Below are 16,354 nucleotides of genomic sequence, written 5' to 3'. Positions count from 1 at the left end.
GCACGGCGTCAGATGCCTGGTGGAAGCGGGTATTCGGCGGGAATCCGGGGGCCCGGCGGGCGCCTCCCGGAAGCCCTGGCCACCCCTTAGGGGTGCGCCGCGGCGCGTTGGGCACCCTCCCCGCGCGACCCCAAATAGCGTCCAGTAAGGTTTGGCCCGCATAAACATCCAAACCCCTGCCCGACGCAGGGCGGCGACCGACCAGCGAGTAAGGCCGCAGCCGACCGCGCGGGCGAGACTCTCGGGAAGGCGCTACGTGAGTCCCAACGGCTCCGACCGCTCGTCGCGGCGCCCGATGCGGCGGAAGCTGCCGCAGGTGCTTGCTGCGGGCCTGGTCCTGGCGACCGCGACTGGTTGCACATATAAGGACTTCCCCCGCCTCGGCATGCCAACGCCCGTCACCGACGAGGCGCCGCGGATCCTCTCTCTTTGGCAGGGCTCCTGGGCCGCCGCCCTCGCAACGGGCGTGCTGGTCTGGGGCCTGATCATCTGGAGCGTGATCTTCCACCGCCGCAGCAGGTCCAAGGTGGAGGTCCCCCCGCAGACGCGGTACAACATGCCGATCGAGGCGTTGTACACGATCGTCCCGTTCATCATCATCGCGGTGCTGTTCTACTTCACCGCGCGTGATGAGAGCGCAATCCTCAAGACCTCCAAGAAGCCCGACCACATCGTCAACGTGGTCGGCTTCCAGTGGAGCTGGGCGTTCAACTACCTCGAGAACGTGGACGGCAAGAAGTCCACCTCGAACATCAACTCCCCCGCTCTGGACGCGGTCCCGCCCAAGTGGAAGAAGGGCGCTCCGGCCGGTGCCGACGGCGTCTACGACGCGGGCACCCCGGGCGAGCGCAACCCGCAGACCGGCAACCCGGGCCCGACCCTGTGGCTGCCGAAGGGCGAGACCGTCCAGTTCGTGCTGACCTCCCGTGACGTCATCCACTCCTTCTGGGTGGTGCCCTTCCTGATGAAGCAGGACGTCATCCCGGGCCACACCAACGTCTTCGAGGTGACCCCCAACAAGGAGGGCACCTTCATGGGCAAGTGCGCCGAGCTCTGCGGAGTCGACCACTCCCGGATGCTCTTCAACGTCAAGGTCGTCTCCCCCGAGCGTTACCGGGAACACCTGAAGGACCTGGCGAAGAAGGGCCAGACCGGATACCTGCCGTCGGGCATCAAGCAGACGGATCACGCCAGGAATGCGGAGACCAAGAACCAGTGAGCATCCTCAACGAACCTCAGGGTGCCGCCGCCGATACGGCTCCGGCAGCACCGCCCGTACGCAAGAAGCAACCCGGCATCGCCGTGGTGAAGTGGCTGACGACCACTGACCACAAGACCATCGGCACGATGTACCTGGTCACGTCGTTCGCGTTCTTCTGCGTCGGCGGACTGATGGCGCTGCTGATGCGCGCCGAGCTCGCCCGTCCCGGCACGCAGATCATGTCGAACGAGCAGTTCAACCAGGCGTTCACGATGCACGGCACGATCATGCTGCTGATGTTCGCGACGCCGCTGTTCGCCGGCTTCGCGAACTGGATCATGCCGCTGCAGATCGGCGCGCCCGACGTGGCGTTCCCGCGGCTGAACATGTTCGCCTACTGGCTGTACCTCTTCGGCTCGCTGATCGCGGTGGCCGGCTTCCTCACCCCGCAGGGTGCGGCGGACTTCGGCTGGTTCGCGTACTCGCCGCTCTCGGACGCGGTGCGTTCGCCGGGCGTCGGCGCGGACATGTGGATCATGGGTCTGGCCTTCTCGGGCTTCGGCACGATCCTCGGTTCGGTCAACTTCATCACGACGATCATCTGCATGCGGGCTCCCGGCATGACGATGTTCCGGATGCCGATCTTCACCTGGAATGTGCTGCTGACCGGTGTGCTGGTCCTGCTGGCCTTCCCGGTGCTGGCGGCGGCGCTGTTCGCGCTGGAGGCGGACCGTAAATTCGGGGCGCATGTCTTCGATGCCGCAAATGGCGGGGCATTGCTCTGGCAGCATCTCTTCTGGTTCTTCGGCCATCCAGAGGTGTACATCATCGCCTTGCCGTTCTTCGGGATCATTTCCGAGGTCATTCCGGTGTTCTCCCGGAAGCCGATGTTCGGTTACATGGGTCTGATTGCGGCGACGGTGTCGATTGCCGGTCTGTCGGTCACGGTGTGGGCGCACCACATGTATGTGACGGGCGGTGTGCTGTTGCCGTTCTTCTCGTTCATGACGTTCCTGATCGCGGTGCCGACCGGTGTGAAGTTCTTCAACTGGATCGGCACGATGTGGAAGGGCTCGCTGTCCTTCGAGACGCCGATGCTGTGGACGATCGGCTTCCTGATCACCTTCACCTTCGGTGGTCTGACCGGTGTCATCCTGGCGTCGCCGCCGATGGACTTCCACGTCTCGGACTCGTACTTCGTGGTGGCGCACTTCCACTACGTGGTGTTCGGCACGGTCGTCTTCGCGATGTTCGCCGGCTTCCACTTCTGGTGGCCGAAGTTCACCGGCAAGATGCTGGACGAGCGGCTGGGCAAGATCACCTTCTGGACGCTGTTCGTGGGCTTCCACGGCACCTTCCTCGTCCAGCACTGGCTGGGCGCCGAGGGCATGCCGCGGCGTTACGCGGACTACCTCGCGGCCGACGGCTACACGACGCTGAACACCATCTCGACGATCAGCTCGTTCCTGCTGGGCCTGTCGATCCTGCCGTTCCTCTACAACGTCTGGAAGACGGCGAAGTACGGCGAGAAGATCGAGGTCGACGACCCGTGGGGCTACGGCCGCTCGCTGGAGTGGGCGACGTCCTGCCCGCCGCCGCGGCACAACTTCCTCACCCTGCCGCGCATTCGCTCCGAATCCCCGGCGTTCGACCTGCACCACCCGGAGATCGCAGCCCTCGACGCGCTGCACAACGGCCGCGCCTCCGAGGATGACAAGGCCCTCGCCGGCGGCAAGGAGGCGGGCAAGTGAAGATCCAGGGCAAGATGTTCATCTGGCTCTCCGTCTTCGTCCTCGCCATGGCGATCGTCTATGGCGTCTGGTCGAAGGAGCCCGCGGGTACCACCGCACTGTTCCTCGCCTTCGGCCTGTGCATCATGGTGGGCTACTACCTGGCCTTCACGGCCCGGCGGGTCGACGCGGGTGCCCAGGACAACGAGAACGCCGAGGTCTCGGACGACGCCGGTGAGCTGGGCTTCTTCAGCCCGCACAGCTGGCAGCCGCTGTCCCTGGCCGTCGGTGGCGCGCTCGCCTTCCTGGGCGTGGTCTTCGGCTGGTGGCTGATGTACTTCTCGGCTCCGGTGATCCTCGTCGGCCTCTTCGGCTGGGTCTTCGAGTACTACCGCGGCGAGAACCGCACGCAGTAACCACGGCGCAGGACGCCACGGCGGGCCCGGACACCTCAACAGGTGTCCGGGCCCGCCTCGTTTGGCGGCCGGGAGCAGACCCGTTTGCACTCCTCCAGCGCGCTGGGACAGGTGATTCTTCATATTTTTGGGGCATGAGTCACAGACCTCGAACCCGGACGGTGCTGAGCTGCGGCCTCCTGCTCGTGCCCCTTGCGGTGAGCGCCACCGCGTGCGGGGGCTCGGATTCGGAAGCGCTCTCCGGCACTCCCTACGACGCGGCCGGCCAGATCACGGCCAACCCCCCGGGCGGCACCCAGAAAGCGGACCCCGACAAGCCGCTCGAGGTGTCCGTCAAGGGCGACGACGCGCGGATCACCGATGTGACCGCCACCGACACCACAGGACGCTTCGTACGCGGCGAGCTGAGCGCCGACGGCAGGCACTGGCGCACCACGGCGCCGCTGGCCGCCGGCAGCCGCTACACGGTGCGGGTGAGCACCGAGGAGGAGGACGGTTCACCCGGCCGTAAGACGCTCGTGGTCAACACCCGCGGCGCCGACGGCCAGTTGACCGCCACCTTCGGCCCGAAGGAGGGGGAGTACGGCGTCGGCCAGCCGGTCACCGCCGAGCTGAGCCAGCCGGTCAAGGACCCCCAGGCGCGGGCCGTCGTCGAGAGCGCCCTGAAGGTCGACTCCATGCCGCGGGTGCAGGGCTCCTGGCACTGGGTGGACGACAAGAAGCTGCACTTCCGCCCCAAGGAGTACTGGCCCGCGCACGCCACCATCTCGGTGCACAGCAACCTGGCGGGCCTGAAGGTCGCCAAGGGGCTCTACGGCGGCCCGTCCAAGCCCGTGAAGCTCACCACCGGCGACCGCGTGGAGGCCATCACCGACGCGGCGGCCCACCGGATGACGGTGCTGCGCAACGGTGAGTCGATCAACACCATCCCCGTCACCACCGGCAAGCCCGGCTTCTCCACCCGCAACGGTGTCAAGGTCGTCCTGGGCAAGGAGAGCTTCGTACGGATGCGCAGCTCGACGGTCGGCATCGCCGCCGGCAGCGGGGACTCCTACGACCTGCCGGTCCACTGGGCCACCCGGGTGACCTGGAGCGGGGAGTACGTCCACGCCGCACCCTGGTCCGTCGGATCGCAGGGCGCGGCGAACGTCAGCCACGGCTGTACGGGCATGTCCACCAGCAACGCCCAGTGGTTCTTCAACCATGTGCGCATCGGTGACATCGTCAAGGTCGTCAACAGCAGCGGCGACACCATGACGCCGTTCGACAACGGCTTCGGTGACTGGAACATGCCCTGGCAGGAATGGCGCGAGGGCAGCGCGCTCAAGAACAAGGCCGACACCACCACGGGAGCCGCCGGGCGCGTCCAGGACCCCGCGGACAACGCCCGGCTGCGCCCCAAGTTCTGACACCGCCCGGCGGGCTTTGGGGCGGCCTGAGCGGCCGCTCAGGCCTGTACGAGGTTCCTGCGGCGCAGCAGGCCGGCCAGGGCGTCCGCGAAGGCCACCGGGTCCAGCGGATGCGTCACCGCGGCGTCCGCCCGGCTCCAGGTCGCCAGCCAGGCGTCCTGGGGGCGGCCGATCAGCAGCAGCACCGGCGGGCAATGGAAGATCTCGTCCTTGATCTGCCGGCAGACGCCCATCCCGCCCGCGGGCGCGGTCTCGCCGTCCAGCACGCAGACGTCGATACCGCCCTGCTCCAGGGCCGTGAGGACAGCGGGCGCGGTGGCGCACTCCAGGATCTCGATCTGCGGCACATCGGCGGCGGGGCGCCGGCCGGCCGCCAGCCGGACCTGCTCGCGGGTGCCTGCGTTGTCGCTGTAGACCAGCACCGTGGCAGTCGCCTGCATCGTTCCTCCACGCTTCGTAGCGGCACAGCATCGGGTGGGGCGGATGCTACTCCCGCGGCGGGTGTCCGCAGGAGGGGTTGAACGGATCCAAGATCTGCCCGACGGGCCGTCAGGACCGGTCCGGGACGGGCCGGCGGGCGACGGGCCGCCCGGCGCTTCCCCCCTTCGGGCGACCTCCGGAATTGGGCCTTACGAGCAGGGCATACGTCCTTGACACACCGAACGGCACCCCCCGGAGTGAGGGCGGGATAAGCGACCGACATAATGTCGGTCGTGGCGACAGCAACGACAGTAGAAACCGGGCACGCGCACCCGTCGGTCAATCGGCCGAACCTCACCAGCGTCGGAACCATCATCTGGCTGAGTTCCGAGCTGATGTTCTTCGCGGCCCTCTTCGCGATGTACTTCACCCTTCGATCGGTGACCGGCGAGGCGTATTGGAAGGAATCCGCCAGTGCGCTGAATCTTCCGTTCTCCGCGACCAACACCACGATCCTGGTGCTCAGCTCTCTGACCTGCCAGCTCGGCGTATTCGCCGCCGAGCGCGGCGACGTCAAGAAGCTCCGGGCCTGGTTCGTGGTCACCTTCATCATGGGTGCGATCTTCATCGGCGGTCAGGTCTTCGAGTACACGGAGCTGGTCAAGCACGAGGGCCTGTCGCTCTCGTCCGGCCCGTACGGCTCGGTGTTCTACCTGACCACCGGCTTCCACGGACTGCATGTGACGGGCGGCCTGATCGCCTTCCTGCTGGTCCTGGGCAGGACGTACGCGGCCAAGAGGTTCACCCACACGCAGGCCACCGCGGCCATCGTCGTGTCCTACTACTGGCACTTCGTCGATGTCGTCTGGATCGGCCTCTTCGCCACGATCTACCTGATCCGGTAACCGGTCCGACCGATACCGCATATCAGACAGACATAGCCAAAGCATCGACGCAGAAGATCCTGACACCGGGGTAATCCGTGAAAAAGCTCTCCGCACGACGGCGCCATCCGCTGGCGGCGCTCGTCGTCCTACTCTTCGCGCTGGCGGTCACTGGGGGGCTGTACGCCGCGTTCGCGCCGGCGGACAAGGCTCAGGCCGATGACACCGCCCAGTCTCTTGCCGTCAAGGAGGGCAAGAAGCTCTTCGCCGTGGGCTGCGCCAGCTGCCACGGCACCGGCGGTCAGGGCACCTCCGACGGCCCGAGCCTGGTCGGCGTCGGCGCCGCAGCCGTGGACTTCCAGGTGGGCACCGGCCGGATGCCGGCCCAGCAGCCCGGCGCCCAGGTGCCGCGGAAGAAGAACATCTACACCAACGCCCAGATCGACCAGCTCGCGGCCTACGTCGCGTCGCTGGGCCCCGGCCCGAGCGTGCCCTCCAAGGAGCAGTACAGCGCCGACGGTGCCGACATCGGCAAGGGCGGCGAGCTGTTCCGCACCAACTGTGCGCAGTGCCACAACTTCACCGGTAAGGGCGGCGCCCTGACCGACGGCAAGTTCGCACCGACGCTCGAAGGCGTGGACCCGAAGCACATCTACGAGGCCATGGAGACCGGCCCGCAGAACATGCCCTCCTTCGGCGACGGCTCGCTGTCGAAGGAGAACAAGAAGGACATCATCGCGTACCTCGGCGCCGTCAACGGCGATGAATCCGAGAGCCCCGGCGGCCTTGACCTCGGCGGTCTCGGTCCGGTCAGTGAGGGTCTCTTCGGCTACATCTTCGGCCTGGGCGCGCTGATCGCGGTCGCCATCTGGGTCGCAGCCCGGACTACGAAGGCCAAGAAGTCATGAGCGAGACTGGACGACACGAAGACGTGCCAGAAGAAACCCTTCCCACTGAGCGGGAGACGGCTCACGAAGGTGCGGTGGCCACGGCGGAGAACCCGTTCGCCGACCCGGGCCTGCCGCCCCACGAGCACCGCGCCCAGGACATCGACGAGCGGGCCGCCAAGCGCTCCGAGCGCACCGTCGCGCTGCTCTTCGTGGTGTCGATGGTGGCGACGGTCGCCTTCATCGCCTCCTATGTGGCGATCCCGATCGACAAGATCGTCTACATCTGGCCGATCGGTCACATCAGCGCGCTGAACTTCGCGCTCGGTCTGACCCTCGGCGCGGCGCTCTTCTGCATCGGCGCCGGTGCGGTCCACTGGGCCCGCACGCTGATGTCGGACGAGGAGGTCGCCGACGAGCGTCACCCGATCGAGGCCGCCCCCGAGGTCAAGGCCAAGGTCATGGCGGACTTCGCGGCGGGTGCCAAGGAGTCGCAGATCGGCCGCCGCAAGCTGGTCCGCAACACGATGTTCGGTGCGCTGGCCCTGGTGCCGCTCTCCGGCGTCGTCCTGCTGCGCGACCTCGGCCCGCTGCCCGGGAACAAGCTGCGCACCACGAACTGGAAGAAGGGCGTCCGGCTCGTCAACCAGTCCACCAACCTCCCGCTGCGTCCCGAGGACATCGCGGTCGGCTCCCTGACGTTCGCCAAGCCCGAGGGCCTGGAGGAGAACGACGAGGAGTTCGCCGAGAAGATCGCCAAGGACGCCCTGATGCTCGTGCGGATCCAGCCGCAGGACATCAAGGACAAGCACGAACTCTCCTGGTCGCACGAGGGCATCGTGGCGTACTCGAAGATCTGCACCCACGTGGGTTGCCCGATCAGCCTGTACGAGCAGCAGACGCACCACGTGCTCTGCCCGTGCCACCAGTCGACGTTCGACCTCTCTGACGGTGGTCGGGTGATCTTCGGTCCGGCCGGACACGCCCTGCCGCAGCTGCACATCACGGAGAAGGACGGCTTCCTGGAGGCCGCAAGCGGCTTCGAGGAGCCCGTCGGCCCGAGCTTCTGGGAGCGCGGATGAGTAACGAGACAACCGCGACCAGCACACGCCGTGGCCCGGCGCCACGGGGCGAGCGGATCGCGGACTGGGCGGACGGACGGCTGGGCATCTACAGCCTCGCCAAGTCCAACATGCGCAAGATCTTCCCGGACCACTGGTCCTTCATGCTGGGTGAGGTCGCGCTCTACAGCTTCATCATCATCATCCTGACCGGTGTCTACCTGACGCTGTTCTTCCACCCGAGCATGGCCGAGGTGACCTATCACGGTTCCTATGTGCCCATGCAGGGAATCCGGATGACCCAGGCCTTCGAGTCGACGCTGGACATCAGCTTCGACGTGCGCGGCGGCCTGCTCATCCGGCAGATCCACCACTGGGCCGCGCTGGTCTTCCTGGCCGCGATGATGGTCCACATGATGCGGGTGTTCTTCACCGGCGCCTTCCGCAAGCCGCGCGAGGTCAACTGGCTGTTCGGCTTCCTGCTGTTCGTGCTGGGCATGTTCACCGGCTTCACCGGCTACTCGCTCCCCGACGACCTGCTCTCCGGCACCGGTGTGCGGTTCATCGAGGGCGTCATCCTGGCGATGCCGCTGGTCGGCTCGTACCTGCAGTTCTTCATCTTCGGCGGGGAGTTCCCGGGGCACGACATCATCCCGCGGTTCTTCACGGTGCACGTCCTGCTGCTGCCGGGCATCATGCTCGGCCTGCTGGTGGCGCACCTGATCCTGGTCTTCTACCACAAGCACACCCAGTTCCCGGGTGCCGGCAAGACCAACAACAACGTCGTGGGCATGCCGCTGCTGCCGGTCTACATGGCCAAGGCCGGAGGCTTCTTCTTCCTGGTCTTCGGTGTGATCGCCGCCATCGCCGCGATCGCCAGCATCAACCCGGTGTGGGCCATCGGCCCGTACCGCCCCGACCAGGTGTCCACCGGCGCCCAGCCCGACTGGTACATGGGCTTCGCCGAGGGTCTGGTGCGTGTCATGCCGGGCTGGGAGTGGAACTTCTGGGGCCACACCCTCAACCTGGGCGTGCTGGTCCCGATCCTGATCTTCCCGCTGGTACTGGTCGCGATCGCGGTCTACCCGTTCGTCGAGTCCTGGGTCCGCGGCGACAAGCGCGAGCACCACATCCTGGACCGCCCGCGCAACGTCCCGACCCGTACCGGCTTCGGTGTCGCCTGGCTGGTCGCGTACTTCGTGATGCTGATCGGTGGCGGCAACGACCTGTGGGCCACCCACTTCCACCTGTCGATCAACTCGATCACCTGGTTCGTCCGGATCGCGTTCTTCGTCGGACCGGTGCTGGCCTTCATCGCCACCAAGCGGATCTGCCTGGGTCTGCAGCGCCGCGACAAGGACAAGGTGCTGCACGGCCGCGAGTCCGGCATCATCAAGCGCCTGCCGCACGGTGAGTTCATCGAGGTCCACGAGCCGCTCGACCAGGAGCAGCTGCACGTGCTCACCCAGCACGAGCAGCCCGCCCCGATCGAGCTCGGCCCCGAGGTCGACGAGAACGGTGTGGCACGCAAGGTGTCGCGCTCGCAGAAGCTGCGGGCCAAGCTCTCCAAGAGCTACTACGGCGAGGACAGCGTCATCGCCAAGCCCACGGTCGAGGAGTACAAGGAGATCACCAGCGGCCACGGCCACCACTGATCACCGCGGCGCCTCATAGCGCACCACGCCACCCAGAGGGCCCCGTCCGTTCCCCAAGCTCTTAAGGAGCAGGGGAGACCCCAATCGGACGGGGCCCTCCGGCCTGCCCGGCGGCTCGATAGGGTGAACGCACAAGCAGGAGACAAATCAGGAGTGTGGACCATGAACGTTGCGACCCCCCTCGGCGGCGACAGCGTGGCGGCCCACACCTGGCCGGGCATCCTCAACGCCCTGCTCGACGGCCGGGACCTCGCCGCGGAGGACACCGCATGGGCGATGGACCGGATCATGCGGGGCGAGGCCGGCGACGCGCAGATCGCCGGCTTCGCGGTGGCGCTGCGGGCCAAGGGCGAGACCGTCGCCGAGATCTCCGGGCTCGTCCGGGCCATGTACGAGCACGCCCGGCTGATCGAGGTGCCGGGACCGAGCGTGGACATCGTCGGCACCGGCGGCGACGGCGCCAAGACGGTCAACATCTCCACGATGTCCTCGATCGTGGTGGCCGGCACCGGCGCCAAGGTCGTCAAGCACGGCAACCGCGCGGCGTCCTCGGCCAGCGGCGCCTCCGACGTGCTGGAAAAGCTCGGCGTCAACCTCGACCTCACCCCCCAGCGGGTCACCGAGGTCGCCCGGGAAGCGGGCATCACCTTCTGCTTCGCGGTGAAGTTCCACCCCTCGCTGCGGCACGTCGCCAACGCCCGGGGCCAGCTCGGCATCCGGACGACGTTCAACGTGCTGGGCCCGCTGACCAACCCCGCGAAGGTCCGCGCCCAGGCGACCGGCGTCGCGGACGCCCGGATGGCGCCGATCCTCGCCGGAGTGCTCGCCGAGCGCGGCTCGTCGGCGCTGGTCTTCCGCGGCGACGACGGCCTGGACGAGCTGACCACCACCGCGACCTCCCGGGTCTGGATCGTCCGGGACGGCACGGTGCGCGAGGAGGCCTTCGACCCGCGCGACGTGGGCATCGACCTGGTGCCGGTGGAGGCGCTGCGCGGCGCCGACGCGTCGTACAACGCGGAGGTGGCCCGCCGGCTGCTGGACGGGGAGACCGGTCCGGTGCGCGATGCGGTGCTGCTGAACTCCGCGGCGGCGCTGGTCGCGCTGGAGCCCTCCGACGCCCCGCTGGCCCAGCAGCTCCGGGCCGGTATCGACAGGGCCGCCGCCGCGATCGACTCGGGGGCGGCCCGGCAGGCCCTGGAGCGCTGGGTGACCGCCAGCAACACCTGAGCGCCCGGTGACGCAGCGTGTGACGCAAGCCCCGGTCCGGTATACGGACCGGGGCTTGCGTGATGTTGCCCGTATGGCATGATTCTGCGCAGGTCACGAGTGACAGCGATGCAGGCCCCGGCCCGCTGTCCGGCAACCCTCCTTCCGTGGCGGGGTGCCCCGGGTGATGACCAGGCCGTAGGCAGCGAGGTCTGCGGCAAGCGCGGATCCCTCGCCAGGGATCCTGGTCCCCGAGGGAGAACTTCCGTGAATCAGCGAATGCGATAGGGCTCGACGGCCCCTTTTCCGCATCCCTTTTTCCTTTCCGCTGCGGCGCCCTGCCGTGCGCTGTGCGCACACCCGACGCGCTCCGCCCCGCAGCGAATTCACCTGCCTCTTACGGGAGTTCGCCATGTCCGTTTCCGCCGTTGCCGCCAACCGCTCCGTCTGTGCCCCGCTGCCCGTCCTCGGCCGGGACGTCCGCGTCCCGCTGGTGACCGGCGGCGAGGTCGACTACGCCGCGCTGGACTACGCCGCCAGCGCCCCCGCCCTGCAGCGGGTCTGGGACGACGTGGCGGCCTACGCCCCCTACTACGGCAGCGTGCACCGCGGCGCCGGGTACCTCTCGCAGCTCTCCACCGACCTCTTCGAGAACAGCCGCCGGACCATCGCGGAGTTTTTGGGCTGTGGAGCCGAAGACCAGGTGGTCTTCACGCGCTCGACCACGGACTCCCTCAACCTGCTCGCCTCCGTCCTCCCGCAGGCCACCCGGGTCTTCGTCTTCGAGACCGAGCACCACGCCTCGCTGCTGCCCTGGGAGCAGCGCCCGGATGTCGCGGTGACCTACCTCAACGCGCCGCGCACCCCGCGGCAGGCGGTGGACACCCTGGAGAAGGCGCTGGCCGAGCGCGACCCCTACGGCCCGGCGCTGGTCTGTGTGACCGGTGCGTCCAACGTGACCGGTGAGCTGTGGCCGGTGCGGGAGCTGGCGGCCGCCGCGCATGCGCACGGCGCGCGCATCGTGCTGGACGCGGCGCAGCTCGTCCCGCACCACCCCGTGAACATCGCGGAGCTGGACGTCGACTGGGTCGCCTTCTCCGGGCACAAGCTGTACGCGCCCTTCGGCGCCGGTGTCCTGGCCGGCCGCGCGGACTGGCTGCAGGCCGCCGCACCGTATCTGGCCGGCGGCGGCGCCAGCCGCAAGGTCTCCCGGCGCACGGACGGCGGAGTCGACGTCGAGTGGCACACCACCGCCGCCCGGCACGAGGCCGGTTCGCCCAACGTCATCGGCGCCTACGCCATCGCCTCGGCCTGCCAGGCCCTGACCGAGGCCGGCTTCGACGGCCTGGTCGCCCGCGAACAGGAGCTGATCGCCCGCCTCCGCGCCGGCCTGGCCGAGGTGCCCGAGGTCAACGTGCTCTCCCTCTTCGGCGAGGACGCGGCACGGGTGGGCGTCTTCTCCTTCGTCGTCGAGGGCTGGAACAGCTCGCACTTCGCCGCGGCACTCTCGGCGGAGTACGGCATCGGCGTCCGCGACGGCCTGTTCTGCGCCCACCCGCTCGTACGGACCCTGCTGGGCAGCGAGCCGCAGGACCCCGGGGAGTGCGGCGCCCCGGAGGCAGCCCCCGGCGAGCGCTCGCTGAACGCCATCCGCGTCAGCTTTGGCGTTGGCACGCCGGATGAGCATGTTGACCGCTTTCTCCGAGCGGTCAAGGAACTGGTGACGGACGGCGCCACCTGGAACTACCGCACTGAGGACGGCCGTTGCGTTCCCGCGCGTAGCGCGGGTTGATTCCCACGTTCCGCTGCGCTTTGCTTCGGGCCCACGTTTTTGTCTTTCCCGCCGTGGTGGTCTGTCGCCGTTGCGCGTTGCGGCGCGCCGCACGTTGTCGGCTTTCCCGCCGTGTTTCGTCTCGCCGTTGCGCCTGCGGCGGGCGTGGGTTGTCGGGTGCGGTGCCGCTCCTCCGGACTTCGTCCTGCGGCGCGGCCCCTCCCGTGAGTGGGTGGGAACAGGCCGGTGGGGGCGGGCACCGGCGGTCGTCTGCGTGCAGTCGAGGGATGAGGCCCGCCCCCACCGGTCTTCTTCCACCCCCAACGGGAGGGGCCGGACCGCAGGACGGAGTCCGGAGGGCCGGTCCCGCAGCCGAACAGCCAGCGCAGCGGCACCAGCCCGCCGCAGGCGGAACGGCGAGTAGCCCCGCGGCGGGTCAGCCGACAACGTGCGCCGCGCCGCAACGCGCAACGGCGAGAAACCACCACGGCGGGAAAGCCAAAAACGTGGGGCGCAAGCTAAGCGCAGCGCCTACGCGTCGAGCCCAATCGCAAACGCGGCCTCGAGGTCATGCTGCGAATACGTGCGGAACGCGATGTGCGTCTCGGTGGAGGCGACGCCGGGGACCTTGCTGATGCGGCCGGGGATGACGTCCGCGAGGTCGTCGTGGGCGGCGACCCGCACCATCGCGATCAGGTCGTGGGCGCCGGTGACCGAGTAGACCTCGCTGACCCCTTCCAGCGCGGCGATCTTCTCGGCGATCTCCGGGATCTGGTCCACGTTGGTCTTGATGAGCACGATCGACGTGATCACGGCTGGCTCTCTCCCTCGGTCGCCCGGTCATCTCCGCCGGTGGCCCCCACACTATCCCTCCGGTAGCGGGCCCAGGCGTACAGGAAGCCGAGCGTGAAGCCGATGACGTGGGCGAGGTAGGCGACGCCGGGACCGCGGGGGTCGTCCTGTGCGGCCTGCCACTGCAGGAAGAACCAGAACAGCAGCACGATCCAGGCGGGGAAGCGCAGCGGCAGGAAGAAGAGGAACGGGAAGAGGCTGGTGACCCGGGCCGTGGGGAACAGGAAGAGGAAGGCGCCGAGGACGCCGGAGATCGAGCCGGAGGCGCCCACCAGGGTCTGCCCCGAGGTGGCGTGCGCGGCCGCGTAGCCGAGCAGCGCCAGGTAGCCGATGATGAGGTAGAAGGCGGTGAACGGCAGCCTGCCCATACGTGCCTCGGTCATGGCGCCGAAGACGTACAGGAACAGCACGTTGCCGAGCAGGTGCAGCCAGCTGCCGTGCACGAATAACGCGGTGAGCGGGGTGACCAGCGCGCGCAGCGAACCGCTCCACAGCTCCAGCGGGATCACGCCCCACCGCTCGAAATAGGCGGTCTGGGCCTTGAGCAGGGCCTCGCCGGTGCCGTATATCCGGTTCAGGCCGGAGGCGGGGCCGAGCACGAAGACCGCGCAGCACAGGCCGATCAGCACATTCGTCATCCGCGAGAACACCGCGGCCAGCGACCGGGTGGGGTGCGGAGGGCGGGGGAGGAGACCGGACGAGCGGGGTGAACGGGGTGAGGGGGCCGGCGCCGTCATGAGGTGATCATGGCCCAATGCGGGCAATCGGGACAGAGTGCCTCGCCGCATCCCGGCACCTGGGCGGGCCCGCACCGGCCCCCCATCAGGCCGTAGGGTTACAGGCAGTACTTTGCGTACTTCCGCGATCCGACGGCGCACCGCGTGAACCGCGCAGCAGCACGACACCGATGAGCACGAAAGAGGACGACACGATGGCTGTTCCCCTGCCGACGGACGGGACCCGGTGGCGCTGCACGCTGTGCGGCAACCTCACGCGGTTCGACGTGACGCGCCGTTCCAAGGTCGTGGAGTACGTCCACCTGGACCTGGCCGGGGCGCCGACGGTGGAGGAGCGCGAGGTCCTCAGTGAGAGCATCGAGTCCGTGCGCTGCCGCTGGTGCAACGCGGTCGACCAGATCGAGCTGGTCGACCGTCCGGGCGCGAACGCCTGAGATCGGAGCGAGGCAGCCGTGGTGGACCGTCCAGAAGGGGAGCCGGGGGGTCGGCGTGACGACGCACCCGAGAGTGCGGCGGACGACGTGCTCGACCGTCCGCTGCCCGAGGGCGTACGGCGCCGGGTCGTGGCGCTCACCGCGGAGTCGTTCGGCGCGCTGACCCTCGCCGAACTCCCGCCCCCGCTGCGGCAGTATGCCCGGTTCACCCCGACCCGTCGGGCCAAATTCGCCGGAAACGCGATGGCCGCGGCGCTGGAGAGCGACGCGGTCTTCCGGCAGCGGATCGCGGGCAAGCTGCGCGAGGCGCAGTCGGAGCTGGCCGAGGCGCTGGAGCACGGCACCCCGCCGGCGGCCGCGGATCCGCTCGATGTGGCGGCGGCCGCCTATGTGCTGCGCCCCGAGGGCTGGGTCAAGCTCGTCGCGGCGGCCGGTGAGGAGGCGCAGCGGGCGCGCGCCGAGCGGGCCGGCGAGGAGGCCGAACGCGAGCTGGCCCGGCTGCGCGAGGAGCTGGCGCAGGCGCGCGGCGAGGCCCGTACGGAGGCCGACCGGATCCGGGTGGACCTGGACGCGGCCCGCAAGGAGAACGAGTCCCTGCGGCGCAAGCTGCGCAGCGCGCTGAGCGACGTCAAGCGCGGTGAGGCCGCGGTGCGCAAGGCCGAGGCCGCCGTGACGGACGTACGGGACCGGGCGGCCACGGAGAAGGCCGCGGCGGACAGCGAGGTGCGCCGGCTCAAGGCCCGGATCGCCGAGGCGGAGACGGCGTTGGAGACCAGCCGGCGCTCCGCCCGCGAGGGCCGCAGCGTCGAGGACATGCGGCTGCGGCTGCTGCTGGACACGGTCCTGGACGCGGCGCAGGGGCTGCGCCGCGAGCTGGCCCTGCCGCCCGCCAGCGTCCATCCGGCGGACACCGTCGAGGCGGTCGCGCCGGGGCGGATGACGCCCAAGGACATCGCGACGCGGGCGCTGTCGGAGATGGACCCGGCGCTGCTCGACCAGCTTCTGGCGCTGCCGCAGGCGCATTTGGTGGTGGATGGCTACAACGTCACCAAAACCGGCTATCCGACCATGCCGCTCGACAAGCAGCGGCTGCGGCTGCTGGGCGGCCTCGCGGTGCTGGCGGCGCAGACCGGCGCGGAGATGACCTGTGTCTTCGACGGTGCGGAGCTCGCGGCGCCGGTGCTGCTCGCGCCACCACGCGGAGTCCGGGTCCTGTTCAGCAAACCGGGCGTAACGGCCGATGAGTTGATTCGTCAGCTGGTTCGGGCCGAACCGCCCGGCCGTCCGGTCGTCGTGGTCTCCACGGACCGGGAAGTGGCCGACGGAGTGGCGAAGGCCGGGGCCCGGCCGGTGGCATCGGCCCTGCTCCTCAAACGACTTGCCCGGACCTGACAGGCTGCCCGCTCCGGCGGCCGGAACACCGGAAAACGCCGACGATCCGTCTCTGAGTGTCAATTGGCGCTCACTGCCTGTGCGATGTTGGTAAAGGATGGGGCTGGTGGCGCAGAATTTTTCCCTGAGGATTTGAAGCGATCACAGCTCGGTTACTAAGGTCAGGGCCCGAACCTTCATGAATCCGATCATCCAACCGGGATGAACCGTGAAGGTACCGCCGAGTCCGCGGCGTTCACGCGGAGCCGGGGTCTCACCCCCCCCACTTCCCGGTAGGCGGCTGGAGGAAGAAGGAGCTC

At 68.8% G+C, this 16,354-nt stretch carries 15 protein-coding genes and 1 riboswitch; of the genes, 12 read left to right on the top strand and 3 right to left on the bottom strand.

Translation table 11 applies throughout. The annotated features are described in order from the left end of the window. The first annotated feature begins 256 nt into the window (after positions 1-256). The 4 genes from coxB (at position 257) to CFW40_RS09020 (ending at position 4,756) form a co-directional block, all read left to right on the top strand. Positions 257-1,219: a cytochrome c oxidase subunit II gene (coxB, locus tag CFW40_RS09035; protein WP_176956545.1), complete on the top strand. Its 963-nt coding sequence runs from the start codon at positions 257-259 to the stop codon at positions 1,217-1,219. Then, positions 1,216-2,952 (top strand): cytochrome c oxidase subunit I, encoded by a 1,737-nt coding sequence (ctaD, locus tag CFW40_RS09030; protein WP_088797297.1) that lies wholly within the window; start codon positions 1,216-1,218, stop codon positions 2,950-2,952. Before coxB ends, ctaD begins: the two co-directional genes overlap by 4 nt. Continuing rightward, positions 2,949-3,347, top strand: coding sequence for a cytochrome c oxidase subunit 4 (locus CFW40_RS09025; protein WP_086717028.1), 399 nt, complete (start codon positions 2,949-2,951; stop codon positions 3,345-3,347). Before ctaD ends, CFW40_RS09025 begins: the two co-directional genes overlap by 4 nt. Positions 3,348-3,481: 134 nt before the next feature. Further along, a complete protein-coding gene (locus tag CFW40_RS09020; protein WP_176956546.1) occupies positions 3,482-4,756 on the top strand; it encodes an Ig-like domain-containing protein in 1,275 nt (424 codons plus the stop codon). A 38-nt stretch (positions 4,757-4,794) separates the two neighbouring features. Here CFW40_RS09020 and CFW40_RS09015 read toward each other — a convergent pair whose 3' ends face one another. Then, the gene (locus tag CFW40_RS09015; protein WP_088797295.1) at positions 4,795-5,196 is read right to left on the bottom strand and encodes a hypothetical protein; all 402 of its coding nucleotides are present in this window, start codon (positions 5,194-5,196) and stop codon (positions 4,795-4,797) included. 264 nt (positions 5,197-5,460) lie between these two features. Here CFW40_RS09015 and CFW40_RS09010 point away from each other — a divergent pair, with 264 nt between their 5' ends. The 6 genes from CFW40_RS09010 (at position 5,461) to CFW40_RS08985 (ending at position 12,661) form a co-directional block, all read left to right on the top strand. Beyond that, on the top strand, positions 5,461-6,081 hold the full coding sequence (locus tag CFW40_RS09010; protein WP_006606088.1) for a heme-copper oxidase subunit III: 621 nt from the start codon (positions 5,461-5,463) through the stop codon (positions 6,079-6,081). A gap of 77 nt (positions 6,082-6,158) precedes the next feature. Continuing rightward, positions 6,159-6,968 carry a c-type cytochrome gene (locus tag CFW40_RS09005; RefSeq protein ID WP_088797294.1) on the top strand — a complete coding sequence of 270 codons (810 nt, stop codon included), beginning with the start codon at positions 6,159-6,161 and terminating at the stop codon, positions 6,966-6,968. Beyond that, positions 6,965-8,029 (top strand): ubiquinol-cytochrome c reductase iron-sulfur subunit, encoded by a 1,065-nt coding sequence (locus CFW40_RS09000; protein WP_088797293.1) that lies wholly within the window; start codon positions 6,965-6,967, stop codon positions 8,027-8,029. The genes CFW40_RS09005 and CFW40_RS09000 overlap by 4 nt, the downstream gene beginning before the upstream one ends. Then, positions 8,026-9,663 carry a ubiquinol-cytochrome c reductase cytochrome b subunit gene (locus CFW40_RS08995; protein ID WP_088797292.1) on the top strand — a complete coding sequence of 546 codons (1,638 nt, stop codon included), beginning with the start codon at positions 8,026-8,028 and terminating at the stop codon, positions 9,661-9,663. Before CFW40_RS09000 ends, CFW40_RS08995 begins: the two co-directional genes overlap by 4 nt. Before the next feature lie 162 nt (positions 9,664-9,825). Next, positions 9,826-10,890, top strand: coding sequence for an anthranilate phosphoribosyltransferase (trpD, locus tag CFW40_RS08990; RefSeq protein ID WP_088797291.1), 1,065 nt, complete (start codon positions 9,826-9,828; stop codon positions 10,888-10,890). Positions 10,891-10,981: 91 nt separating this feature from the next. After that, positions 10,982-11,099: riboswitch (SAM riboswitch) on the top strand. A 182-nt stretch (positions 11,100-11,281) separates the two neighbouring features. Next, positions 11,282-12,661 carry an aminotransferase class V-fold PLP-dependent enzyme gene (locus CFW40_RS08985; protein ID WP_088797290.1) on the top strand — a complete coding sequence of 460 codons (1,380 nt, stop codon included), beginning with the start codon at positions 11,282-11,284 and terminating at the stop codon, positions 12,659-12,661. Between the two features lie 510 nt (positions 12,662-13,171). Here CFW40_RS08985 and CFW40_RS08980 read toward each other — a convergent pair. Continuing rightward, positions 13,172-13,453 carry an Lrp/AsnC family transcriptional regulator gene (locus CFW40_RS08980; protein ID WP_086716532.1) on the bottom strand — a complete coding sequence of 94 codons (282 nt, stop codon included), beginning with the start codon at positions 13,451-13,453 and terminating at the stop codon, positions 13,172-13,174. Beyond that, positions 13,450-14,130 carry a rhomboid family intramembrane serine protease gene (locus tag CFW40_RS08975; RefSeq protein WP_088797289.1) on the bottom strand — a complete coding sequence of 227 codons (681 nt, stop codon included), beginning with the start codon at positions 14,128-14,130 and terminating at the stop codon, positions 13,450-13,452. The genes CFW40_RS08980 and CFW40_RS08975 overlap by 4 nt, the downstream gene beginning before the upstream one ends. Before the next feature lie 293 nt (positions 14,131-14,423). Between CFW40_RS08975 and CFW40_RS08970 the strand changes: the two genes are divergently transcribed. Together CFW40_RS08970 and CFW40_RS08965 are read left to right on the top strand one after the other, a co-directional pair. After that, positions 14,424-14,663 (top strand): hypothetical protein, encoded by a 240-nt coding sequence (locus CFW40_RS08970; protein ID WP_030086623.1) that lies wholly within the window; start codon positions 14,424-14,426, stop codon positions 14,661-14,663. A gap of 18 nt (positions 14,664-14,681) precedes the next feature. Continuing rightward, on the top strand, positions 14,682-16,055 hold the full coding sequence (locus tag CFW40_RS08965; protein WP_176956547.1) for an NYN domain-containing protein: 1,374 nt from the start codon (positions 14,682-14,684) through the stop codon (positions 16,053-16,055). Positions 16,056-16,354 lie beyond the last annotated feature (299 nt).

Source organism: Streptomyces sp. 2114.4, assembly GCF_900187385.1.
Lineage (GTDB): Bacteria > Actinomycetota > Actinomycetes > Streptomycetales > Streptomycetaceae > Streptomyces > Streptomyces mooreae.
This window is presented reverse-complemented; position numbering and strand designations above follow the sequence as displayed.

What these genes read in the sequence shown, in the direction of transcription:
- CFW40_RS09020 (WP_176956546.1), top strand. Translation starts at nt 3,482, where the DNA reads ATGAGTCACAGACCTCGAACCCGGACGGTGCTGAGCTGCGGCCTCCTG.
- CFW40_RS09015 (WP_088797295.1), bottom strand. Translation starts at nt 5,196, where the DNA reads ATGCAGGCGACTGCCACGGTGCTGGTCTACAGCGACAACGCAGGCACC.
- CFW40_RS09010 (WP_006606088.1), top strand. Translation starts at nt 5,461, where the DNA reads ATGTCGGTCGTGGCGACAGCAACGACAGTAGAAACCGGGCACGCGCAC.
- CFW40_RS09000 (WP_088797293.1), top strand. Translation starts at nt 6,965, where the DNA reads ATGAGCGAGACTGGACGACACGAAGACGTGCCAGAAGAAACCCTTCCC.
- CFW40_RS08995 (WP_088797292.1), top strand. Translation starts at nt 8,026, where the DNA reads ATGAGTAACGAGACAACCGCGACCAGCACACGCCGTGGCCCGGCGCCA.
- trpD (WP_088797291.1), top strand. Translation starts at nt 9,826, where the DNA reads ATGAACGTTGCGACCCCCCTCGGCGGCGACAGCGTGGCGGCCCACACC.
- CFW40_RS08985 (WP_088797290.1), top strand. Translation starts at nt 11,282, where the DNA reads ATGTCCGTTTCCGCCGTTGCCGCCAACCGCTCCGTCTGTGCCCCGCTG.
- CFW40_RS08975 (WP_088797289.1), bottom strand. Translation starts at nt 14,130, where the DNA reads ATGACGAATGTGCTGATCGGCCTGTGCTGCGCGGTCTTCGTGCTCGGC.
- CFW40_RS08970 (WP_030086623.1), top strand. Translation starts at nt 14,424, where the DNA reads ATGGCTGTTCCCCTGCCGACGGACGGGACCCGGTGGCGCTGCACGCTG.